Source organism: Streptomyces sp. NPDC059718, assembly GCF_042733315.1.
Taxonomy (GTDB): Bacteria; Actinomycetota; Actinomycetes; order Streptomycetales; family Streptomycetaceae; genus Actinacidiphila.
In genome coordinates this window covers 459,027-480,322 of the sequence record NZ_JBHWGA010000001.1, presented here as the reverse complement: position 1 = coordinate 480,322, position 21,296 = coordinate 459,027, and the positions used below count along the sequence as shown (strand labels likewise).

General features: G+C 71.2%; 17 protein-coding genes and 1 tRNA gene. 9 read left to right on the top strand and 9 right to left on the bottom strand.

Features of this window, described 5'->3' with window-relative positions; translation table 11 throughout:
• Positions 1 to 6: 6 nt before the first annotated feature.
• The 3 genes from coaE to rpsA form a co-directional block, all read right to left on the bottom strand.
• Complete coding sequence (gene coaE / locus ACFV3E_RS02230) at positions 7 to 609, bottom strand: dephospho-CoA kinase (RefSeq protein ID WP_500532960.1); 603 nt, start codon at positions 607 to 609, stop codon at positions 7 to 9.
• A 41-nt stretch (positions 610 to 650) separates the two neighbouring features.
• Positions 651 to 1,586 carry a PAC2 family protein gene (locus ACFV3E_RS02225; protein WP_500370167.1) on the bottom strand — a complete coding sequence of 312 codons (936 nt, stop codon included), beginning with the start codon at positions 1,584 to 1,586 and terminating at the stop codon, positions 651 to 653.
• Between the two features lie 147 nt (positions 1,587 to 1,733).
• Complete coding sequence (rpsA, locus tag ACFV3E_RS02220) at positions 1,734 to 3,230, bottom strand: 30S ribosomal protein S1 (RefSeq protein ID WP_500532959.1); 1,497 nt, start codon at positions 3,228 to 3,230, stop codon at positions 1,734 to 1,736.
• A 303-nt stretch (positions 3,231 to 3,533) separates the two neighbouring features.
• Here rpsA and ACFV3E_RS02215 point away from each other — a divergent pair, with 303 nt between their 5' ends.
• A complete protein-coding gene (locus ACFV3E_RS02215) occupies positions 3,534 to 4,367 on the top strand; it encodes a class I SAM-dependent methyltransferase (protein ID WP_500532958.1) in 834 nt (277 codons plus the stop codon).
• Complete coding sequence (gene hrpB / locus ACFV3E_RS02210; RefSeq protein ID WP_500532957.1) at positions 4,271 to 6,943, top strand: ATP-dependent helicase HrpB; 2,673 nt, start codon at positions 4,271 to 4,273, stop codon at positions 6,941 to 6,943. The genes ACFV3E_RS02215 and hrpB overlap by 97 nt, the downstream gene beginning before the upstream one ends.
• Here the strand turns inward: hrpB and ACFV3E_RS02205 are convergent.
• Both ACFV3E_RS02205 and ACFV3E_RS02200 read right to left on the bottom strand, forming a co-directional pair.
• On the bottom strand, positions 6,912 to 7,649 hold the full coding sequence (locus tag ACFV3E_RS02205; protein WP_500532956.1) for a hypothetical protein: 738 nt from the start codon (positions 7,647 to 7,649) through the stop codon (positions 6,912 to 6,914). The genes hrpB and ACFV3E_RS02205 overlap by 32 nt on opposite strands.
• Positions 7,650 to 7,760: 111 nt before the next feature.
• Positions 7,761 to 7,833: transfer RNA gene (locus ACFV3E_RS02200), tRNA-Leu, on the bottom strand.
• A gap of 99 nt (positions 7,834 to 7,932) precedes the next feature.
• On the opposite strand from ACFV3E_RS02200, the gene ACFV3E_RS02195 reads away from it, so the two are divergent.
• Positions 7,933 to 8,559 (top strand): ANTAR domain-containing response regulator, encoded by a 627-nt coding sequence (locus tag ACFV3E_RS02195; protein WP_499511266.1) that lies wholly within the window; start codon positions 7,933 to 7,935, stop codon positions 8,557 to 8,559.
• Positions 8,560 to 8,577: 18 nt separating this feature from the next.
• On the opposite strand, the gene ACFV3E_RS02190 is transcribed toward ACFV3E_RS02195, so the two are convergent.
• Positions 8,578 to 9,135 carry a DUF4352 domain-containing protein gene (locus ACFV3E_RS02190; protein WP_500370163.1) on the bottom strand — a complete coding sequence of 186 codons (558 nt, stop codon included), beginning with the start codon at positions 9,133 to 9,135 and terminating at the stop codon, positions 8,578 to 8,580.
• Positions 9,136 to 9,382: 247 nt separating this feature from the next.
• On the opposite strand from ACFV3E_RS02190, the gene ACFV3E_RS02185 reads away from it, so the two are divergent.
• From ACFV3E_RS02185 to ACFV3E_RS02165, 5 genes are all read left to right on the top strand, one after another.
• On the top strand, positions 9,383 to 10,555 hold the full coding sequence (locus ACFV3E_RS02185) for a branched-chain amino acid ABC transporter substrate-binding protein (protein WP_500337959.1): 1,173 nt from the start codon (positions 9,383 to 9,385) through the stop codon (positions 10,553 to 10,555).
• Positions 10,556 to 10,688: 133 nt separating this feature from the next.
• Positions 10,689 to 11,618 carry a branched-chain amino acid ABC transporter permease gene (locus tag ACFV3E_RS02180; protein WP_500532955.1) on the top strand — a complete coding sequence of 310 codons (930 nt, stop codon included), beginning with the start codon at positions 10,689 to 10,691 and terminating at the stop codon, positions 11,616 to 11,618.
• Entirely contained in the window at positions 11,615 to 12,982 is a 1,368-nt protein-coding gene (locus ACFV3E_RS02175; RefSeq protein WP_499511270.1) for a branched-chain amino acid ABC transporter permease, read from the top strand. Before ACFV3E_RS02180 ends, ACFV3E_RS02175 begins: the two co-directional genes overlap by 4 nt.
• Complete coding sequence (locus tag ACFV3E_RS02170) at positions 12,979 to 13,911, top strand: ABC transporter ATP-binding protein (RefSeq protein WP_500532954.1); 933 nt, start codon at positions 12,979 to 12,981, stop codon at positions 13,909 to 13,911. The genes ACFV3E_RS02175 and ACFV3E_RS02170 overlap by 4 nt, the downstream gene beginning before the upstream one ends.
• Positions 13,908 to 14,675, top strand: coding sequence for an ABC transporter ATP-binding protein (locus tag ACFV3E_RS02165; protein ID WP_499511272.1), 768 nt, complete (start codon positions 13,908 to 13,910; stop codon positions 14,673 to 14,675). Before ACFV3E_RS02170 ends, ACFV3E_RS02165 begins: the two co-directional genes overlap by 4 nt.
• A gap of 90 nt (positions 14,676 to 14,765) precedes the next feature.
• Here ACFV3E_RS02165 and ACFV3E_RS02160 read toward each other — a convergent pair whose 3' ends face one another.
• Positions 14,766 to 15,251, bottom strand: coding sequence for a PaaI family thioesterase (locus tag ACFV3E_RS02160; protein WP_499511273.1), 486 nt, complete (start codon positions 15,249 to 15,251; stop codon positions 14,766 to 14,768).
• Between the two features lie 56 nt (positions 15,252 to 15,307).
• Complete coding sequence (locus ACFV3E_RS02155; protein WP_500532953.1) at positions 15,308 to 17,617, bottom strand: FdhF/YdeP family oxidoreductase; 2,310 nt, start codon at positions 17,615 to 17,617, stop codon at positions 15,308 to 15,310.
• 67 nt (positions 17,618 to 17,684) lie between these two features.
• Here ACFV3E_RS02155 and polA point away from each other — a divergent pair, with 67 nt between their 5' ends.
• Positions 17,685 to 20,420, top strand: coding sequence for a DNA polymerase I (polA, locus tag ACFV3E_RS02150; RefSeq protein WP_500532952.1), 2,736 nt, complete (start codon positions 17,685 to 17,687; stop codon positions 20,418 to 20,420).
• On the opposite strand, the gene ACFV3E_RS02145 is transcribed toward polA, so the two are convergent.
• Entirely contained in the window at positions 20,351 to 21,241 is an 891-nt protein-coding gene (locus ACFV3E_RS02145; protein ID WP_500532951.1) for a DUF4184 family protein, read from the bottom strand. The genes polA and ACFV3E_RS02145 overlap by 70 nt on opposite strands.
• Positions 21,242 to 21,296 lie beyond the last annotated feature (55 nt).

Below are 21,296 nucleotides of genomic sequence, written 5' to 3'. Positions count from 1 at the left end.
TCCGGATCAGCTCTTGACGATCTTTTGACGCAACTGCTCCCACACCTGCCGGACCTGGGGCTCCAGCGCCTCCAGCGGTCCGTCGTTGTCGATCACGACGTCGGCGACCGCCAGCCGCTGTTCCCGGGTGGCCTGGGCCGCCATCCGGGCCCGGGCGTCCTCCGCGGCCATGCCGCGCAGCCGCACCAGCCGGTCCAGCTGGGTCTCCGGCGCGGCGTCCACCACCACGACCACGTCATAGAGCGGTGCCAGGGCGTTCTCCGCCAGCAGCGGCACGTCGTGCACGACGACCGCATCCGGGCCGGCCGCCTGCTCCAGCGCCGCCGAACGGTCCCGGACCAGGGGGTGGACGATGGCGTTCAGCGCCCGCAGCCGCTCGGGGTCGGAGAAGACGATCGCGCCCAGCTTCGGCCGGTCCAGGGCGCCGCCGGCGGCCAGCACCCCCTCGCCGAACTCGGCGACCACCGCCGCCAGCCCGGGTGTGCCCGGCTCCACCACCTCGCGCGCGATCCGGTCGGCGTCGACCAGCACCGCCCCGTACGAGGCCAGCAGCCGCGACACCTCGCTCTTGCCCGCCCCGATCCCGCCCGTCAACCCCACTTTGACCATGGCGCGAGACTACCGGTGCCCCCGCACGCCCACGATCCGGGTCAGGAGCCGTCGTCCTCGCGGTCGGCCAGGAAGCGCTCGAACTCTGCCGCCAGGTCGTCCGCCGACGGCAGCTCGACCGGCTCGGCGATCAGGTTCTGCCGGCTGCCGCCGCCCGCCAGCGCGTCGTACTGGTTCTCCAGGCCCTGCACCACCGCGACCAGCTCCGCGTCGCCGTCGGCGACCTGCCGGTCGATCTCGGCACGCACCGTGTGCGCCTCCATCCGCAGCGCGTGCGCCACCTGCGGAAGCACCAGTCCGGTGGCGGCCGTCAGCGTCTCCACCACCGTCAGCGCGGAGTCCGGGTAACCCGAACGCGCCAGGTAGTGGGGTACGTGGGTGGCCAGGCCCAGCACATCACGGCCCGCCTCCGCCAGCCGGAACTCGACCAGCGACTCCGCGCTGCCCGGCACCTGCGCCTCGTCGAACCAGCTGCGGTGCCCCGGCACCAGGTCCAGCCGGTTGCCGTGCGGCGTCAGCCCCACCGGACGGGTGTGCGGCACGCCCATGGGGATGCCGTGGAAGTTGATCGCCAGCCGCACCCCCAGCCGCTCCACGACCTGCACCACCGCGGCGGCGAAACGCTCCCACTCGATGTCCGGCTCCTGGCCCGACAGCAGCAGGAAGGGGCTGCCCGTACTGTCACGGACCAGCCGCAACGCGATCTCCGGCGCGTCGTACGCCGTCCAGCGGTCCCGCTTGAAGGTCATCAACGGACGGCGCGCGCGGTAGTCCACCAGGCGGTCCGCGTCGAAACGCGCCACCACCTGGTGCTCCTGCCGCTCCAGCAGCTCCTCGACGACCTGCGCGCCGGTCTCCCCGGCGTCGATGTACCCGTCGAAGTGGTACAGCAGCACGGGTCCGGTCTCACCGAACGCCTCGTCGACCGCCTCTGCCCCGCCCGGCTCGTATGCGTACAGCCCCTGCGGATCCAGCACTGCGCACCCTTCCTTCGGTCTTCGTCAACTCTGAGTGCAACGGACCGCACAGCCCGCGCATTCCCACCCGGACCCGGCAACGCGGAAGGACCCGCCCTCCAGGGGAGAGCGGGTCCTTCCGTGGTGCATGGGCGATACGCCCTGCGATCAGCTCTGGCCGCCGGCCAGCTTCTCGCGGAGCGCGGCCAGCGCCTCGTCCGACGCGAGCGCGCCGGACTGGTCGCCGGACTCCGAGGAGTACGAGCCACCGGTCGGGCCGGCCGGAGCCGCCTCGCCGGCCTGGGCCGCAGCCTCGGCATCGGCCTCGCGGGACTTGATGACCTGGGCCTGGTGCTGCTCGAAGCGGGACTGCGCCTCGGCGTACTGGTGCTCCCACGCCTCGCGCTGGGTCTCGTAGCCCTCGAGCCAGTCGTTGGCCTCGGGGTCGAAGCCCTCGGGGTAGATGTAGTTGCCCTGGTCGTCGTAGGACGCGGCCATGCCGTACAGGGTCGGGTCGAACTCGACCGAGGCCGGGTCGGCACCGAAGGACTCGTTGGCCTGCTTCAGCGAGAGGCTGATGCGACGGCGCTCGAGGTCGATGTCGATGACCTTGACGAAGATCTCGTCGTTGACCTGGACGACCTGCTCCGGGATCTCCACGTGGCGCTCGGCCAGCTCGGAGATGTGGACCAGACCCTCGATGCCCTCGTCCACGCGGACGAACGCACCGAACGGCACCAGCTTCGTGACCTTTCCGGGCACGACCTGGCCGATCTGGTGGGTGCGGGCGAACTGCTGCCACGGGTCTTCCTGGGTCGCCTTCAGCGACAGGGAGACACGCTCGCGGTCCATGTCGACGTCCAGGACCTCGACCGTGACCTCCTGGCCGACCTCGACGACCTCGGAGGGGTGGTCGATGTGCTTCCAGGACAGCTCCGACACGTGCACCAGGCCGTCCACGCCACCCAGGTCCACGAAGGCACCGAAGTTGACGATGGAGGAGACGACGCCGGAGCGCACCTGACCCTTCTGGAGGGTGGTGAGGAAGGTCTGACGGACCTCGCTCTGGGTCTGCTCCAGCCAGGCACGGCGGGACAGGACCACGTTGTTGCGGTTCTTGTCCAGCTCGATGATCTTGGCCTCGAGCTCCTTGCCGACGTACGGCTGGAGGTCGCGGACACGGCGCATCTCGACCAGCGAGGCGGGGAGGAAGCCACGGAGGCCGATGTCGAGGATGAGACCACCCTTGACGACCTCGATGACGGTACCGGTGACGATCCCGTCCTCTTCCTTGATCTTCTCGATCGTGCCCCAGGCACGCTCGTACTGAGCGCGCTTCTTGGACAGGATCAGACGGCCCTCCTTGTCCTCCTTCTGGAGGACCAGGGCCTCGATCTCGTCGCCCACGGCGACGACCTCGTTGGGGTCGACGTCGTGCTTGATCGAAAGCTCGCGCGAGGGGATGACACCCTCGGTCTTGTAACCGATGTCGAGCAGGACCTCGTCCCGGTCGACCTTCACGATGACGCCGTCGACGATGTCGCCGTCGTTGAAGTACTTGATCGTCTCGTCGATCGCGGCGAGGAAGGCTTCCTCGGAACCGATGTCGTTGACCGCCACCTGCGGGGTGGTACGAGGGGCCTGGGCCTCGGTGCTGCTCGTCATTAGGAAAAGGGCTCCGGTACGGACATGAAGTCGTAGGTACTGCTACGCCGTAAGCCCGTTTCGCTCCTGCCGATTCCGGACAGCCCAGAGGCCGAGAGGTTTACAACAGATGTGAGCGCAGCCTGCTCCGTCCGAGGCGCGCAGGCTCGCAGCGCAACTTGTAGCATACGGGGGCAGCCGGGCACGGTCAATGCACGAAGAGCGCACCACGGGCGTAACACCCCGTACCGGGCACTGGCACATAGACGTGTTGCGGCGGCACCGCAGCCACAGGTCACCACAGAGGGTACGACGAGCAGCGCGATGATCCAAGCACCGGCCCCCCGGCCCGCCCCCGAAGAACCCGAGGCCACGCGCCGTGTCGCAGGCGTCACGGAGAGCAGCCGAGCCAACCGCGGATGGTGGGACCGCAACGCCGACGAGTACCAGAACGACCACGGAGACTTCCTCGGCGACGGAGATTTCGTCTGGGGCCCGGAAGGAGCAACCGAGGACGAGCTCCACCTCCTCGGACCCGCCACCGGACTGAAGGGCGCGTCCGTCCTGGAGATCGGCGCCGGCGCCGCCCAGTGCTCCCGCTGGCTCGCCGCGCACGGCGCCCGGCCCGTCGCCCTCGACCTCTCCCACCGCCAGCTCCAGCACGCCCGCCGCATCGACGACGGCCACAGCCCCTTCCCCCTCGTCCAGGCCGACGCCGGCGCCCTCCCCTTCGCCGACGCCTCCTTCGACCACGCCTGCTCCGCCTACGGCGCCCTCCCCTTCATCGCCGACACCGCCCACGTCATGCGCGAGGTCCGGCGCGTCCTGCGCCCCGGCGGCCGCTGGGTCTTCTCCGTCACCCACCCCATCCGCTGGGCCTTCCCCGACGAACCCGGCCCCGACGGACTCACCGCCTCCGCCCCCTACTTCGACCGCACCCCCTACGTCGAACAGGACGAGAGCGGACACGCCGTCTACGTCGAACACCACCGCACCCTCGGCGACCGCGTCCGCGAACTCGCCGCCGCCGGCTTCCACCTCGTCGACCTCGTCGAACCCGAATGGCCCGCCTGGAACACCGCCGAATGGGGCGGCTGGTCCCCGCTGCGCGGCAGGATCATCCCCGGCACCGCGATCTTCGTCTGCGTCGCCCCGTGACCCCCCGCCCCGCGGACCTGCGCGAGGACGCCCTCGCCGCCCTCCCGGTGCGCACCGCCCTGCCCGCCCTCCACGACGCCCTCCACAGCCACGGCTGCGCCGTCCTCGCCGCCCCGCCCGGCACCGGCAAGACCACCCTCGTCCCGCTCGCCCTCGCCGGGCTCCTCGACGACGGCCGCCCCGCCCGGACCGTCGTCGTCGCCGAACCACGCCGCATGGCCGCCAAGGCCGCCGCCCGCCGCATGGCCTGGCTCCTCGGCGAGGAGACCGGCGGCCGCGTCGGACACACCGTGCGCGGCGACCGCAAGGTCTCCCCCGGCACCGTCGTCGAGGTCGTCACCACCGGCGTCCTGCTCCAGCGGCTCCAGCGCGACCAGGAACTCCCCGGCACCACCACCGTCCTCCTCGACGAGTGCCACGAACGCCACCTCGACGCCGACACCGCCATGGCCTTCCTGCTCGACGTGCGCGCCGCCCTCCGCCCCGACCTGCGCATCGTCGCGGCCTCCGCCACCACCGACGCCGACGCCTGGTCCCGGCTGCTCGGCGACGCACCCGTCGTCCACGCCGAAGGCCGCCTCCACCCCGTCACCGTCACCCACGCACCCCCGCCGCACGGCATCCGGCCGCCGCACGGCATGCGCGTCGACCCCGCCTTCCTCGACCACGTCGCCGCCACCGTCCGCACCGCGCTGCGCACCAGCGACGGCGACGTCCTGTGCTTCCTCCCCGGCACCGGCGAGATCGCCCGCGTCGCCGGGATGCTCGGCGACGCCGGCGCCGACGTCCTCCAACTCCACGGCCAGGCACCCGCCGCCGTCCAGGACGCCGTGCTCCGCGGCGGCGACGGCACCCGGCGCCGCGTCGTACTCTCCACCTCCGTCGCCGAATCCAGCCTCACCGTCCCCGGCGTACGCGTCGTCGTCGACTCCGGCCTCGCCCGCGAACCCCGGACCGACCACGCCCGCGGACTCGGCTCCCTCACCACCGTGCGGGCCTCCCTCGCCACCGCCGCCCAGCGCGCCGGACGCGCCGGACGCGAAGCCCCCGGCACCGCCTACCGCTGCTGGAGCGAGGCCGAGGACACCGCCCGGCCCCGCTTCCCCTCCCCCGAGATCGCCATCGCCGACCTCACCCCCTTCGCCCTCCAGGCCGCCGCGTGGGGCGACCCCGACGCCTCCGGACTCGCCCTCCTCGACCCGCCCCCGCCCGGCGCCCTCGCCGCCGCCCACGACGTCCTCACCGCCATCGGAGCCCTCCGCCCCGACGGCCGCACCACCGACCGCGGCGACCGCATGGCCCGCATCGGCCTCCACCCCCGCCTCGCCCGCGCCCTCCTCGACGGCGCCCCCCGCACCGGCACCCGCCGCGCCGCCGACATCGTCGCCCTCCTGTCCGAACAGCCCCCGCGCGAGCGCGGCGACGACCTCGCCGCCGCCTGGCGCACCACCCGCCGCGCCCACGACGCCCACGCCGACCGCTGGCGCCGCGAGGCCCGCCGCCTCGCCGCCGCGGCCCCCGACCACCCCGCCACCGCGCTCACCGACGACACCGCCGCCGGCCTCCTCACCGCACTCGCCTTCCCCGAGCGCGTCGCCCGCCGCCGCGCTGGCACGGGCGGCAGCGGCAGCGGCACGGGCACGGGGACCGGCTACCTGATGGCCTCCGGCACCGCCGCCGACCTCGCCGACGGCACCCGCCTCGGCACCCCCCAGTGGCTCGCCGTCGCCGTCGCCGACCGCCCCGCCGGCTCCCCCGCCGCCCGCGTACGCCTCGCCGCCGTCATCGACGAGGACACCGCCCGCACCGCCGCCGCGCCCCTGCTCACCGGGACCGACGAGGTCACCTGGGCCGACGGCGACGTCACCGCCCACCACGCCGCCCGCCTCGGCGCGATCACCCTCACCACCCGGCCCCTGACCGACCCCGACCCCGCACAGCTGCGCACCGCGCTCCTCGACGGCCTCCGCCGCGAAGGACCCCGCCTGCTGAAGTGGACCCGCGACGCCGACACCCTGCGCCGGCGCCTGGCCTTCCTCCACCGCGAGATCGGCGCCCCCTGGCCCGACGTCTCCGACGAGGCCCTGCTCTCCCGCGCGGACGACTGGCTCGCCCCCGAACTCGCCACCGCCCGCCGCCGCGCCGACCTCGCCCGTGCCGACGCCGCCACCGCCCTGGGCCGCCTCCTGCCCTGGGCCACCGGCGACGCCGCCCGCCTCGACGAACTCGCCCCGGAACGCATGGAGATCCCCTCCGGCTCCAAGGTCCGCGTCTCCTACGACGAGGATCGCCCCGTCCTCGCCGCCAAGCTCCAGGAACTCTTCGGCTGGACCGCCACCCCCCGCATCGCCGGCGGCCGCGTCCCCCTCCTCGTCCACCTGCTCTCCCCCGCGGGACGCCCCGCCGCCGTCACCGCCGACCTCGCCTCCTTCTGGCGCGACGGCTACCGCGCGGTGCGCGCGGAACTCCGCGGCCGCTACCCCAAGCACCCCTGGCCCGAGGACCCCACCACGGCGGTCGCCACCCGGCACACCAACGCCCGCCTCAATGCTTCGGGCCGACGAACCGGTCCATGAGCGCGACGGCCTCCCGGCGGGCGACGGAGATGTTGCAGGCGTTGGCCTGCCTCCAGGCGACGCCGAGGGCGTCGAGCGTGTCGGTGCACAGGCGCCGGATGTCGTCGGACCTGTTGGTGAAGAAGTAGCGCGGGTACTCGTAGCTCCTGGTGCCGCCGGCCACGGTCCGGGTGGTCCGGTTGACGACCCGGCTCCCATCGGAATGGATGAGCCCGCGCACGAAGTCCCAGGGCCGTTCGTCGACGACGGCCTGCTGCCAGGGCTCCAGCGCGATGCGGCGCTCGTGCTTCCTGCCGGGTCCGTGCTGGGGGAAGAGGCAGGGCCAGTGGTCGCTGTAGGACGTGACCATGGTGCAGCCCTGGGTGTGGACGCGGCACACGGAGTTCCCGGGCCGGACGTCCCTCATGGCCTGCTCGCACGCGTCGATCAGTCCGGGCCAGGCGTCGCCGCAGGCGATGCGCAGGGCGTGGCCGCCGTGCGGCTGGGGGCTGATGCAGCCGTCGCCGAGGTAGAGGCCGAGCAGGTAGGCGTAGGCGGGGCCGGATGCGCGGCCGGTGCAGTCGGTGCCGCTTCGCCTGGGTTCGATGCGGGTGCGCCAGTCGCGGATGGCGGAACGGGACACGCCGGTCATCCGGCTCACGGAGTTGAGGCTCCGGCCTTCGGTGAGGAGCGCGAGGGCCCGGCGGCGGGTTTCCAGGTCGTACATGTGAACGACTTTGGCGTGATTCCCGCCACGCGTGACCGGAAATCCCGTGCCGCTCACTCGACTCAGTGAAGATCACCCTGAGTGATAAACGCCTTGAATTTGAAGGTGGAGTACCCCGGGTGGGATTCGAACCCACGCTATATGGTGTTTGAGACCATTGCCTCTACCGCTGGGCTACCGGGGCTTCCTTTGAAGCGAAGGCTAGCGTATACCCTCCGTGTCCTAAACATACCGGAGATAGGTAGGCTCTTGGGGCAGCACCTGCCCTGGAACGAGGAGTCCCGTGAGCGCCGCCGAGCCCGTTGACGAGCAGTCGCACGTACCGCCGCTGACCACCCGTGTGGTGATCGCCGAGGACGAGGCTCTGATCAGGCTCGACCTGAAAGAGATGCTCGAGGAGGAGGGCTACTCCGTCGTCGGTGAGGCGGGTGACGGCGAGACGGCCGTGAAGCTCGCCGAGGAGCTGCGGCCGGACCTGGTGATCCTGGACGTGAAGATGCCCGTGCTGGACGGGATCTCGGCCGCGGAGCGGATCGCCAAGGAGAAGATCGCGCCGGTGCTGATGCTGACCGCCTTCTCGCAGCGCGAGCTGGTGGAGCGGGCCCGGGACGCGGGCGCCATGGCGTACCTGGTCAAGCCCTTCAGCAAGAGCGACGTCGTCCCGGCGATCGAGATGGCCGTGTCGCGGTTCACGGAGCTGCGGGCGCTGGAGGCGGAGGTCGCGGACCTGAGCCTGCGGCTGGAGACGCGGAAGCTGGTGGACCGGGCGAAGAGCGTCCTGCAGACGAAGTACGGGCTGACGGAGCCGGCCGCGTTCCGGTGGATCCAGAAGACGTCGATGGACCGTCGCATGACGATGCAGGCGGTGGCGCAGGCCGTGCTGGACGAGGTGGACGGCGCCGCCAAGTAGCGTCGGCCGCGGACCGGGTCAGGCCGCGCGGTCGGGCCAGTCGCGCTGTGGCAGGGGGATGTCCGCCGTGGGCATCCCTTTGTCGTTGGTGACGGCGAGGTGGTCGACGGCGGTGTCGCGGGGGATGTCGAACCACAGGTCGTACGTGGCGCTGTCGTGGGCGCCGATGTCGATCGTGAGGGGCTGGCGCTTGATCTGCATGGCCTCCCAGTCCATGGTGTGCCGGCTGCCGTCGGTGAGGACGAGCCGGTGGAGGTCGTTGTCGAGGCGTGCGCTGACGGAGTCGTCGACGGTGACGGTGACGCGGATGCGGCACAGGCGGCCTTTGGCGGGGTGTTCGGCGTGGGTGCCGATGATGACGGCGATGCCGCAACGCAGGGCGAGGGCGCGGAATTCGAGGTTCCCCGCGTGGACGGCCGGTGCGTCGAGGGGGATTTCGAGCTGACGGAGGGGTTGGCCGGTCCGGGGTGGGGAAGGGGTGGGCCATATCGCGGCGGCGGCGAGGGCCGCTACCGTGGCTCCGGCGAGCGCTGCGGCCAGGGCCGTCAGGGCGGGCCGGCGGGCCAACCGCCGCACAAGGCCACCAAATCGGACCTTTGCTTCCATCTCTCCCCCACGGGTCGTCCGGTTACCGGTAAGGACCGTTCTGTTTCCGGCACATGACCGAGGTCACCGTCCGATCACATATCTTCCGACGGCCTATCTGAGTGCCTGATCAGCGGATTACATTCCCGCCAACCCGCGTGGCGTTCACGCGGTCGCAATCCGGAGGGCCTACGGCCCGCCGACTCGTAATCTCATTGAGCGGCTCCAGGGGGTCGTAGTGCTCAACAAGAAGCTCGTCAAGCTTGCCATCCCGGTGGCAGTTGGCGCTCTCGCGCTCACCGCATGCGGTGGCGACAAGGACGACAGCAGCAGTGGCGGCGGCAAGCCGACGTTCTCCATCGGCTTCCAGGGTCCGCTGTCGGGTGACAACAGCGCGCTGGGCATCAACGAGGACAACGGTCTGAAGCTGGCCGTGGAAGAGGCCAACAAGAAGGGCGACCTGCCCTTCACGCTGAAGGTCGTGGACGGCGACGACCAGGGCCTGCCGGACCAGTCGCCCGCTGCGGCCCAGAAGCTGATCGGTGACACCAGCGTCGTCGCCGTCGTCGGCCCCGCGTTCTCCGGTCCGACGAAGGCCGCGGGCGGTCTGTACGCCCAGGCGCAGCTCGCCGCGGTGACGCCGTCGGCGACCAACCCGGACCTGACGAACCAGGGCTTCTCCTCGTTCCTGCGCGGTGCGCCGAACGACAACGAGCAGGGTGCCGGCATGGCCGAGTACCTCTCGAAGCACGAGAAGGCCAAGAAGGTCTTCGTCATCGACGACAAGAGCGAGTACGGCGTCGGTCTGGCGAAGGTCGCGATCGACAGCCTGAAGGCCGCGGGCGTCACGGTGGAGACGGACTCCGTCCCGGCGAAGACCCCGGACTACACCGCCGCCGCGACGAAGGTCGTCAACTCCAAGGCCGACGCGCTCATCTACGCGGGTTACTACGCGGACCTGGCCCCGTTCGCCAAGAAGCTGGCCGACGGCGGCTTCAAGGGCATCGGCGTCTCGGGTGACGGCTCCAACGACGCGAAGTTCGTCGAGCTGGCCGGCGCCGCGTCCGAGAAGTGGTTCCTGACCTGCCCGTGCACCGACGCCACGAAGAACGAGAGCACCAAGGCGTTCACCGAGGCGTACACCGCGAAGTTCAACACGCCTCCGGGCACCTACTCGGCCGAGTCGTACGACATCGCGAACCTGATCATCTCCGAGATGAAGAAGCTCGGTAAGGACGTCACGCGCGACAAGCTGCTGGCGGCTCTGAAGGGCGTCAACTACAAGGGCCTGACCAAGGAGTTCGCCTTCGACGACAAGGGTGAGCTGAAGACCAAGAACGTGTACCTGTACCAGGTCGCCGACGGCAAGATCGGCTACCTGGGTGACGTGGCCACCCTCAGCGCCAGCTGACCCGGCAACTGACACCTGAGGTGGGGGGCGTGGGGCGCGGCACGGATTCCGGCCGCTGCCCCGCGCTCCCCATCGCTGTGTCGGACGCGTTTTCGCCGCCCTTCACCGGCTTCAGCAAGGATTCCCACGCACGATGAATCTCTTCCACAACTTCTGGGACTACTTCATCCCAGGCTTGACGACGGGTTCCATGTACGCCGTCATAGCGATCGGGTACACCCTGGTCTACGGCGTGCTCCAGCTCATCAACTTCGCGCACAGCGAGGTCTTCATGATGGGCGGCTTCGGTTCGCTCGTCGTGCTCTCCGAGCTCGCCCCGCAGTCCCCGCACGGGTTCAACTCCGTCGTGTGGGTGATCGTCGGCATGATCGCCGGCGCCCTGGTCGGAGCGCTGACCGCGTTCGGGCTGGAGAAGGCGGCGTACAAGCCGCTCCGCAAGCGCAACGCCCCCAAGCTGGTCTTCCTGATCAGCGCCATCGGCGCGTCGTTCTTCCTGTACAACCTGGCGGGCAAGCTGTGGGGCCGCAACCCCGTGCCGATGCCGGAGCTGTACACCAACGGTGAGGTCTTCAGCGTCTTCGGCACCCCGGTGAAGATCACGCAGCTGATCATCATCGGTTCCGCGGTCGCGATGATGATCGGTCTGGACCTGGTGGTCAACCGCACGAAGATGGGTGCGGGCATCCGGGCCGTGGCGCAGGACGCCGAGACGGCGGGTCTGATGGGCGTCGACATCGACAAGATCATCTCTCGTACGTTCATCATCGGCGGTCTGCTGGGTGGCGCGGCCGGCTTCCTGTACGGCTTCGGCATCTCCGGCCAGGTCTGGTTCACGGTGGGCTTCCTGCCGGGCATCAAGGCCTTCGCGGCGGCGGTGCTGGGCGGTATCGGCAACATCCGTGGTGCGATGCTGGGCGGTCTGCTGCTGGGCATCGTCGAGAACCTGAGCTCCCCGCTCTTCGGCACCCAGTGGATCGACGTGACCGCGTTCGTGATCCTGATCCTGGTGCTGCTGTTCCGTCCGACGGGCATCATGGGCGAGCGTCTGGGGAGGTCGGCATGAGCAACGCGACCGCTGCCAAGTCCTTCTCGGTGGACGTGGCGAAACTGCGCCGCAAGGCCTGGTACCAGCAGCCCCGCTGGACGCGGCTGCTCGGCATGCTGGTGCTGGGCTTCATCCTGGCGCTGATGACGGGCGAGGACGGCAACCCGGCGGAGAGGCTGTCGGCGTTCACCGGCGCCTTCCAGTCGGCGCGGCTGTGGATCTGCCTGGCCATCATGGTGGGCGTGTGGGCGCTGGTGGAGTTCGGCGCTCCGGTGCGCGACGCGGCCCGGCAGGGTGCGCAGGGTGTCGGCAAGTCGCTGGAGCCGACGCGGGCGATGTTCCGGTCCAACGGCTGGCTGCGGCTGGGCGGACTGGTGGTCGTCCTGGTGCTGGCGATCGTCATCCCGGCCAACACCAGCCTGTTCTGGCAGGAGGTCCTCGTCACGCAGATGGGGATCTTCATGATCATCGCGGTCGGTCTGAACGTGGTGGTCGGCTGGGCGGGTCTGCTGGACCTGGGCTTCATCGCCTTCTACGCGATCGGCGCGTACTCCTGCGCCTTCTGGACCGGCCACATGCCGGTGAAGCCGCCGTTCACGGTGGGCGCGCTGGAGTCGATCCCGTTCGCCATCGTCACCTGTCTGATCGCCGGTGTGCTGCTGGGTGCCCCGACGCTGCGGCTGCGCGGTGACTACCTCGCGATCGTGACGCTGGGCTTCCACGAGATCGTGTACCTGGTCGCGAAGAACTCGGACGGCTTCACTAACGGTTCGCGCGGTGTCATCGGCATCCCGCACCCGTCGATCCACATCGGTCCGATCAACTACGACTGGACGCTGGACCCGCTGCCGTACTGGTACCTGCTGCTGTTCTTCCTGGTGGTGCTGATCTTCCTGTACAACCGCCTGGAGCACTCGCGGATCGGCCGCACCTGGACGGCGATCCGGGAGGACGAGGTGGCCGCCTCCGCGACGGGCATCAACACCGTCCGGTACAAGCTGCTGGCCTTCGCGATCGGCGCGTCGACCTCGGGTCTGGCGGGCGTCGTCTACTCCAGCAAGGTCGGCTTCATCAACCCGGAGAACTTCACCATCGTGCTGTCGGTGCTCGCGCTGGCGTACGTGGTGTTCGGCGGCATGGGCTCCATCGCGGGCGTGCTGTTCGGTGCCGCGCTGCTGGTGTGGCTGCCGAACGCGCTGCGTGACTTGGTGCCGGAGCAGGACCGCTTCATCTACCTGGGTGCGCTGCTCGTCATCATGATGATCTTCCGTCCGCAGGGTGTGATCCCCTCCCGCCGCAGGCAGCGTGAGCTGCACATGGCGGAGGCGGGCATCGGTGACGCCGATGCGATGACCGAGCCGACGGGAGGCGTGAAGTCGTGAACGCGGTGGAGGAAGCGGGCGTGCAGCCCGCGCAGACCGGCGATGCGGTGCTGCAGGCCCGTGGCGTGACGCTGCGGTTCGGCGGTCTCACCAGCCTGTCGGACGTCAACCTGACGATGCGGCGGGGCGAGATCCTCGCGGTGATCGGCCCGAACGGCGCGGGCAAGACCTCGCTGTTCAACTCCCTGACGGGCGTGTACGTCCCGCAGGAGGGCGCGATCACCTTCCACGCGGAGGGCGGTTCCGAGCACAAGCTGCTCGGCGCCAAGCCGTACCTGGTGAACCGTTACGGTGTCGCCCGGACCTACCAGAACATCCGGCTCTTCAGCGCCCTGACGGCGCTGGAGAACGTCAAGATCGCGGCGGAGTCGCGGCAGAAGTCGGGAGCGATCTCGATCATGCTGGGCCTGCCGTGGGCGCGCCGGGACGAGAAGGCCAGCGACGAGCGGGCGCAGGAGCTGCTGTCGTACGTGGGCCTGTCGGGCAAGCACAACGAGCTGGCAGCCAGCCTCTCCTACGGTGACCAGCGGCGTCTGGAGATCGCGCGGGCGCTGGCGACCGACCCGAAGGTGCTGCTGCTGGACGAGCCGGCGGCCGGTACGAACCCGACGGAGAAGCTGGAGCTGGAGCAGCTGATCCGCCGGATCAACCAGGACCTGGGCGTCAGCGTGCTGCTGATCGAGCACGACATGAAGCTCGTGATGTCGGTCGCGGACCGCGTCATGGTGCTGAACTTCGGCAAGGTGATCGCCGAGGGTCTGCCCGAGGAGGTGCAGCGCGATCCCGCGGTGATCGAGGCGTACCTGGGTTCTGCCGACGAGGAGGCCGTGGAGGCCGTCGCGGAGATGGTGGAGATCGTCGAGTCGCACCACGCGGCCGACGCTCCGGAAGTCCCCGCACCGCGTGAGTCCGAGGAGGAGGGCCGATGACCGAGGCCGCCAACTTCGAGAAGGCGACGGACGGTTCCGTCGCCCAGGCCCCGGCGATGCTGGAGCTGGTCGACCTGCAGGTGTTCTACGGCGCGATCCAGGCGCTCAAGGGCATCAACGTGACGGTCCGGCAGGGTGAGGTCGTGGCGCTGCTCGGCGCGAACGGCGCCGGCAAGACGACCACCCTGCGCACGATCTCCGGTCTGCTGCAGCCCCGCCACGGCGAGGTGCGCCTCGGCGGTGAGCGGATCGACGGCGTTCCCGCGCACAAGGTCGTGGAGCTCGGCATCGGCCAGTCGCCGGAGGGCCGCCGCGTCTTCCCGGTGATGACGGTGCTGGAGAACCTGGAGATGGGCGCGTACCGGTTCAAGGGCGTCTCCAAGGACGACCTGGACCGTGTGCTGACGCTCTTCCCGCGCCTGGCGGAGCGGCGTACGCAGCTGGCGGGCACCTTGTCCGGCGGTGAGCAGCAGATGCTGGCCATCGGCCGGGCCCTGATGGGCCGCCCGAACCTGCTGCTGCTCGACGAGCCGTCGATGGGGCTGGCGCCGCTGATCGTCCAGCAGATCTTCGAGATCATCAAGGAGATCAACGACCAGGGCACCACGGTGCTGCTGGTGGAGCAGAACGCCTCGCAGGCGCTGCAGCTGGCCGACCGCGGCTACGTGCTGGAGACGGGCGCGATCGTCATGGAGGACGACGCCTCGGCCCTGCTGTCCGACCCGCGCGTGCGTGCCGCGTACCTCGGTGAGGGCGCGGCGTAGCGTCCGGCGTCGTACGGCGTGCCATACGGCGAGGAGGGCGGCCCCCGGAGGATTCCGGGGGCCGCCCTCCTCGTGCGTCCCGTGCGGGCGTCAGGCGGTGACGGTGCCCGGCGTGGCCGGGGTGGCCGGGCGCAGCGCGCAGGTGAGGCGGGCTGAGCAGACCCGGCGGTCCTGCTCGTCGCTGATGACGACCTCGTAGGTCGCGGAGGAACGGCCGCGGTGGACAGGGGTGGCGACCCCGGTCACCCGGCCGGAGCGCAGGCCGCGGTGGTGGGTGCAGTTGAGGTCGACGCCGACGGCGAGCTTGCCGGGGCCGCCGTGCAGCATGGCGCCGATGGAGCCGATGGTCTCCGCCAGGACCGCGGAGGCGCCGCCGTGGAGGAGCCCGTAGGGCTGGGTGTTCCCCTCGACGGGCATGGTGCCCACGACGCGCTCCGCGGACGCCTCGACGATCTCGATGCCCATGCGGGAGCCGAGGTCGCCGGCGGAGAACAGCGCCACCAGGTCGACGCCGAGTCCGGCGTACTGCTCGATGACCTCCGGGGAGAAAAGGCTGGTCGTGGTCTGCTCGCCCATGGACGGTGGCTCCGATCGTCGTCGTTCGGTGTACTGGCCCGTTTTCTACCGGACGGTCAGTGGGGACCGCCGGGCGGGGTGGTCCGTTCCAGCCGGACGACGACGGACTTGGACGCCGGGGTGTTGCTGGTGTCGGCGGTGTGGTCGAGCGGGACCAGCACGTTGGTCTCCGGGTAGTAGGCGGCGGCGCAGCCGCGGGCCGTCGGGTAGTGGACCACCCGGAAGCCCTCGGCGCGGCGTTCCGTGCCGTCCGTCCACTCGCTGACGAGGTCGGTGTAGGCACCGTCGGCGAAGCCGAGGGCGGCGGCGTCGTCGGGGTGGACCAGGACGACGCGGCGGCCGCCCTTGATGCCGCGGTAGCGGTCGTCGAGGCCGTAGATGGTGGTGTTGTACTGGTCGTGCGAGCGCAGCGTCTGCAGCAGCAGCCGGCCCTCGGGGACCCGGGGGTACTCCAGGGGGGCGGCGGTGAAGTTGGCCAGCCCCGTGGCGGTGGGGAAGCTGCGGGAGTCGCGCGGGGCGTGCGGGAGGGTGAAGCCGCCGGGGCGGCGCGCCTTGACGTTGAAGTCGTCGAAGCCGGGGATCACGCGGGATATGCGGTCGCGGATCCGGTCGTAGTCGCCCTCGAGCTCCTGCCAGGGCACGCGGCTGTCCGGGCCGAGGACGGCGGCGGCGAGGCGGCAGACGATGGCCGGCTCGGACAGCAGCAGGGGGCTCGCGGGCTCCAGGCCGCCGCGGGAGGCGTGCACCATGCCCATGGAGTCCTCGACGGTGACGAACTGCTCGCCGGCGGCCTGGACGTCCCGCTCGGTGCGGCCCAGGGTGGGCAGGATCAGGGCGCGGGCGCCGGTGACCACGTGGGAGCGGTTGAGCTTGGTGGACACGTGCACGGTGAGGCGGGCACGGCGCATGGCGGCCTCGGTGACGTCCGTGTCGGGTGAGGCGGCGACGAAGTTGCCGCCCATGGCGAAGAAGACCTTGGCGTCGCCGTCGCGCAGGGCGCGGATGGCGGCGACGGTGTCCAGGCCGTGCTCGCGGGGCGGGGCGAAGCCGAACTCCTTCTCCAGGGCGTCGAGGAAGGCGGGCGCGGGCTTCTCGTAGATGCCCATGGTGCGGTCGCCCTGGACGTTGCTGTGGCCGCGGACGGGGCACACGCCGGCGCCGGGGCGGCCGATGTTGCCGCGCAGGAGGAGGAAGTTGACGACCTCCTTGATGGTGGGCACGGAGTGCTTGTGCTGGGTGAGGCCCATGGCCCAGCAGACGATGACGCTCTTGGCGCCGAGCACCATGGCGAGGAGTTCGTCGATCTCGGACCGGGGCAGCCCGGTGGCGCGCAGCACCTCCTCGGGGTCGGTGGCGCGGGCGGCGGCGGCGCACTCCTCGAAGCCGTGGGTGTGCCCGTCGATGAAGGCCTGGTCCAGGACGGTGCCGGGCGCCTGGTCCTCGGCCTCCAGGAGCGCCTTGTTGAGGGCGCGGAAGAGGGCCTGGTCGCCGCCGAGCCGGATCTGCAGGAAGAGGTCGGCGAGCGCGGTGCCGCCGCCGGCCAGGCCCTTGGGGGTCTGCGGGTTCTTGAAGCGCTGCAGGCCGGCCTCGGGCAGCGGGTTGACCGTGACGATCTTGGCGCCGCCCGCCTTCGCCTTCTCCAGGGCGGAGAGCATGCGGGGGTGGTTGGTGCCGGGGTTCTGCCCGGCGACGATGATCAGGTCGGCGCGGTAGAGGTCCTCGAGCAGGACGCTGCCCTTGCCGATGCCTATGGTCTGCGCGAGCGCGGAGCCCGACGACTCGTGGCACATGTTGGAGCAGTCGGGCAGGTTGTTGGTGCCGAACTCGCGGGCGAAGAGCTGGTAGAGGAAGGCGGCCTCGTTGCTGGTGCGGCCCGAGGTGTAGAACACGGCCTCGTCGGGACCCGTCAGGCCGTTCAGCTCGTCGGCGACGATCTCGAAGGCGCGTTCCCAGGGGACGGGCTCGTAGTGGTCGGCGCCGTCCGGCAGGTACATGGGCTGGGTGAGGCGGCCCTGCTGGCCCAGCCAGTAGCCGCTGCGCCGGGCGAGGTCGGCGACGGGGTGCGCGGCGAAGAAGTCCGGGGTGACCCGGCGCAGGGTGGCCTCCTCGGCGACGGCCTTGGCGCCGTTCTCGCAGAACTCGGCGGTGTGCCGGTGCTGGGGCTCGGGCCAGGCGCAGCCGGGGCAGTCGAAGCCGTCCTTCTGGTTGACCTTGAGGAGGGTGAGCGCGGTGCGTCGCACCCCCATCTGCTGCTGCGCGATGCGGAGGGTGTGCCCGATGGCCGGGAGCCCGGCAGCGGCGTGCTGCGGGGCGCTGACCTCGGGTGCGTCCTGGACGGGGTCGCCTGCGGGTGCTTTGCCTGCCATGGCTTCGATCCTGCCACGACAAGGCGGCGGACCGGCAGTGTCAGTCGGGCGTGGGAGGATCGGGGACGTGGCAGCCAAGGCAGAGAAGACGAACGCAGCGACCGGCACCGGACCCCAGGGGGGTGAGCGGCCCCGGTTGCTCCTGCTGGACGGGCACTCGCTGGCGTACCGGGCCTTCTACGCGCTGCCGGTGGAGAACTTCAACACCACCACCGGGCAGCCGACGAACGCGGTGTACGGCTTCGCGTCGATGCTGGCGAACACGTTGCGTGACGAGCGGCCGACGCATCTGGCGGTGGCGTTCGACGTCTCGCGGCGCACGTGGCGTCTGGAGGAGTTCCCGGAGTACAAGGCGACCCGGTCCGCGACGCCGGACGAGTTCCGCAGCCAGGTGACGCTGATCGGCGAGCTGCTGGACACGATGAAGGTGCAGCGCTTCGCCACGGAGGGTTACGAGGCGGACGACGTGATCGCCACGCTGGCCACGCAGGCGGAGGCGCTGGGGTACGAGGTGCTGATCGTCACCGGCGACCGCGACTCCTTCCAGCTCGTCTCGGACCACGTCACGGTGCTGTACCCGACGAAGGGCGTCTCGGAGCTGACCCGGTTCACCCCGGCGAAGGTCGAGGAGAAGTACGGGCTGACCCCCGCGCAGTACCCGGACTTCGCGGCGCTGCGCGGCGACCCGTCGGACAACCTGCCCGGCATCCCGGGCGTCGGGGAGAAGACCGCCGCCAAGTGGATCACCCAGTTCGGCTCGTTCGCGGAGCTCGCGGACCGCGCGGAGGAGGTGAAGGGCAAGGCGGGCGAGAACCTGCGCGCCCACCTGGAGTCGGTGAAGCTGAACCGCCGGCTGACGGAGCTGGTGCGGGACGTGGAGCTGCCCTGCAGGCCGGAGCAGCTGGCGCGGCAGGCGTACGACCGGGACGCGCTCGACGTGGTGCTGGACACCCTGGAGTTCCGCCACCCCAACTTCCGGGAGCGGCTGTACGCGGCCGACCCGGGTGCCGCGGAGCAGGGCACGCCGGAGGTCGCCGGCGGTGTGGCCGTCGAGGGCCGCGTTCTGGCCGCGGGCGAGCTGGCGGACTGGCTGGTGGAGCACGCCGGCGGGCCGCTGGGCGTGGCGACGGTCGACGCGTGGGCGCTGGGCGCGGGCAGCGTGTCCGAGGTGGCGCTGGCGACGGCGGAGGGCCCGGCGGCGTGGTTCGACCCGGCGGCGCTGGACGAGAAGGACGAGCAGGCCTTCGCGGCGTGGCTGGCGGACGCCGCCCGGCCGAAGGTGCTGCACAACGCCAAGAACGTGATGCGGGTCTTCGCCGAGCACGGCTGGAGCGTGGACGGGGTCGCGATGTGCACGGCGCTGGCCGCGTACCTGGTCAAGCCCGGCCGCCGCTCGTTCGCGCTGGACGACCTGTCGGTGGAGTACCTGGGGCGGGAGCTGGCCCCCGCGGGCGGCGAGGACGGCCAGTTGGCCTTCGGCGCCGACGACGAGGCCGAGGCGGACGCCCTGATGGTGCAGGCGCGCACCGTGCTGGACCTGGGCGACGCGTTCGCCGCGCGGCTGGAGCAGGACGGCGCGCTGCGGCTGCTGCGCGAGGTGGAGCTGCCGACCTCGACGCTGCTGGCGCGGATGGAGCGGGCGGGCATCGCGGCGGACCGTGAGCATCTGGAGCGCCTGGAGCAGCGGTTCGCGGGCGAGGTGCAGCTCGCGGTGAAGGAGGCGCACGCCGCGGTCGGGCACGAGTTCAACCTGGGCTCCCCCAAGCAGCTGCAGGAGGTGCTCTTCGGCGAGCTGGGGCTGCCCAAGACGAAGAAGACCAAGACGGGTTACACCACCGACGCGGACGCGCTGGCGTGGCTGGCGGCGCAGACCGAGCACGAGCTGCCGGTGATCATGCTGCGTCACCGGGAGCAGGCGAAGCTGCGGGTGACGGTCGAGGGGCTGGTCAAGACGATCGCTCCCGACGGGCGGATCCACACCACGTTCAGCCAGATCGTGGCGGCCACGGGCCGGCTGTCCTCGACCGACCCCAACCTGCAGAACGTGCCGGTGCGCACCGACGAGGGCCGGGCGATCCGCCGCGGCTTCGTGGTCGGCGAGGGCTACGAGTCGCTGCTGACCGCCGACTACAGCCAGATCGAACTGCGGGTGATGGCCCACCTGTCGGAGGACGAGGGGCTGATCGCGGCCTTCGACTCCGGCGAGGACCTGCACACCACGGTCGGCAGCTACGTCTTCTCGGTGCCGCCCGAGCAGGTGGACGCCGAGATGCGCCGCAAGATCAAGGCGATGTCGTACGGGCTGGCGTACGGGCTGTCGGCCTTCGGCCTGTCGCAGCAACTGGGCATCGAGGCGGCCGAGGCGCGCGGCCTGATGGAGACGTACTTCGAGCGGTTCGGCGGCGTGCGGGACTATCTGCAGCGGGTGGTGGAGGAGGCCCGGGTCACGGGCTACACCGAGACCTTGATGGGCCGCCGCCGTTACCTTCCCGACCTCACCAGCGACAACCGTCAGCGCCGCGAGATGGCCGAGCGGATGGCGCTCAACGCGCCGATCCAGGGCTCGGCCGCCGACATCGTCAAGATCGCGATGCTGAAGGTGGACGCGGCGCTGGCGCGGGAGGGGCTGCGGTCCCGGATGCTGCTGCAGGTGCACGACGAAATCGTGGTCGAGGTCGCCCCCGGCGAGCGGGCCGCGGTGGAGGAGCTGGTCCGCCGCGAGATGGCCGCCGCCTACCCGTTGCGGGCGCCGCTGGACGTCTCCGTGGGCGTCGGTCCGGACTGGGAGTCGGCGGCCCACTGACCGCCGGTCGCCGGGCCGTCGCGGCGGGCGGCGCGGTGCGTGAGGTGCACCGCGCCGGCGCAGGTCGCGGCGGCCAGGGCGAGTCCCGCCCCGGCGCCGAAGAGGCCGGCCGGGATCATCCCGGCGGCGTCGCCGGTCGCCCCGTACCACTGCTCCGCGCGTACGGCCGCTCCGGCGGCCGTGGTGACGCCGAGGGCGGCCAGGGCGAGCCGCCGGGCCCGGCGCGAGAGCCGGGGCACCGAGGAGGGGCGCTTTCCGGCCGGACGTGGCACGGCCCTCAGGGCGCGCAGCCCGTACCAGCCCAGCAGGGCCAGCGCCACGGCCGAGCTTCCGTACTGGACGTACTTGTGCAGTGCCGTGCCGTGCACCTCGTGGTCGAGCACGGGCAGCAGGCGCACGCCCCACCGCCCGGGGTGGGTGAAGGCGTCCCAGACCACGTGGGTGGTCGCCCCGGCCACGGCCGACGCCCAGAAGGCGGCGACCGAGCGCGGCGAGGGCCGCATGCGGTCGCCGACGCCCGCCAGGGCGGCGATCCCGGCCTGCCGGTGCTCGGGCAGCAGGGCCACGAGGGGGCCGCGCAGCACCGCCCAACCGCTCACCAGCCCGGCGGCGATGACCGGGTCCACGAGGACGACGCCCAGCGGGGCGTGGGTGACCTGCCCGAAGCCGAAGAGGCCCCGCACCAGTGAATCGGCGAAGTAGGGCACGTCGGGGGCGAAGGAGCCGGCGACGAGGGCCGCCGCGACGAGCGGGCCGCGTCCCCGTACGGTGCCGGCGCGGTCCTGCCGCAGACCCGGCAGCACAGCCAACGCATGACTCATCGTGAACGGCATGCAACCTCTTCCGGAACACATCTGTCTGATCAGTATGCGACGT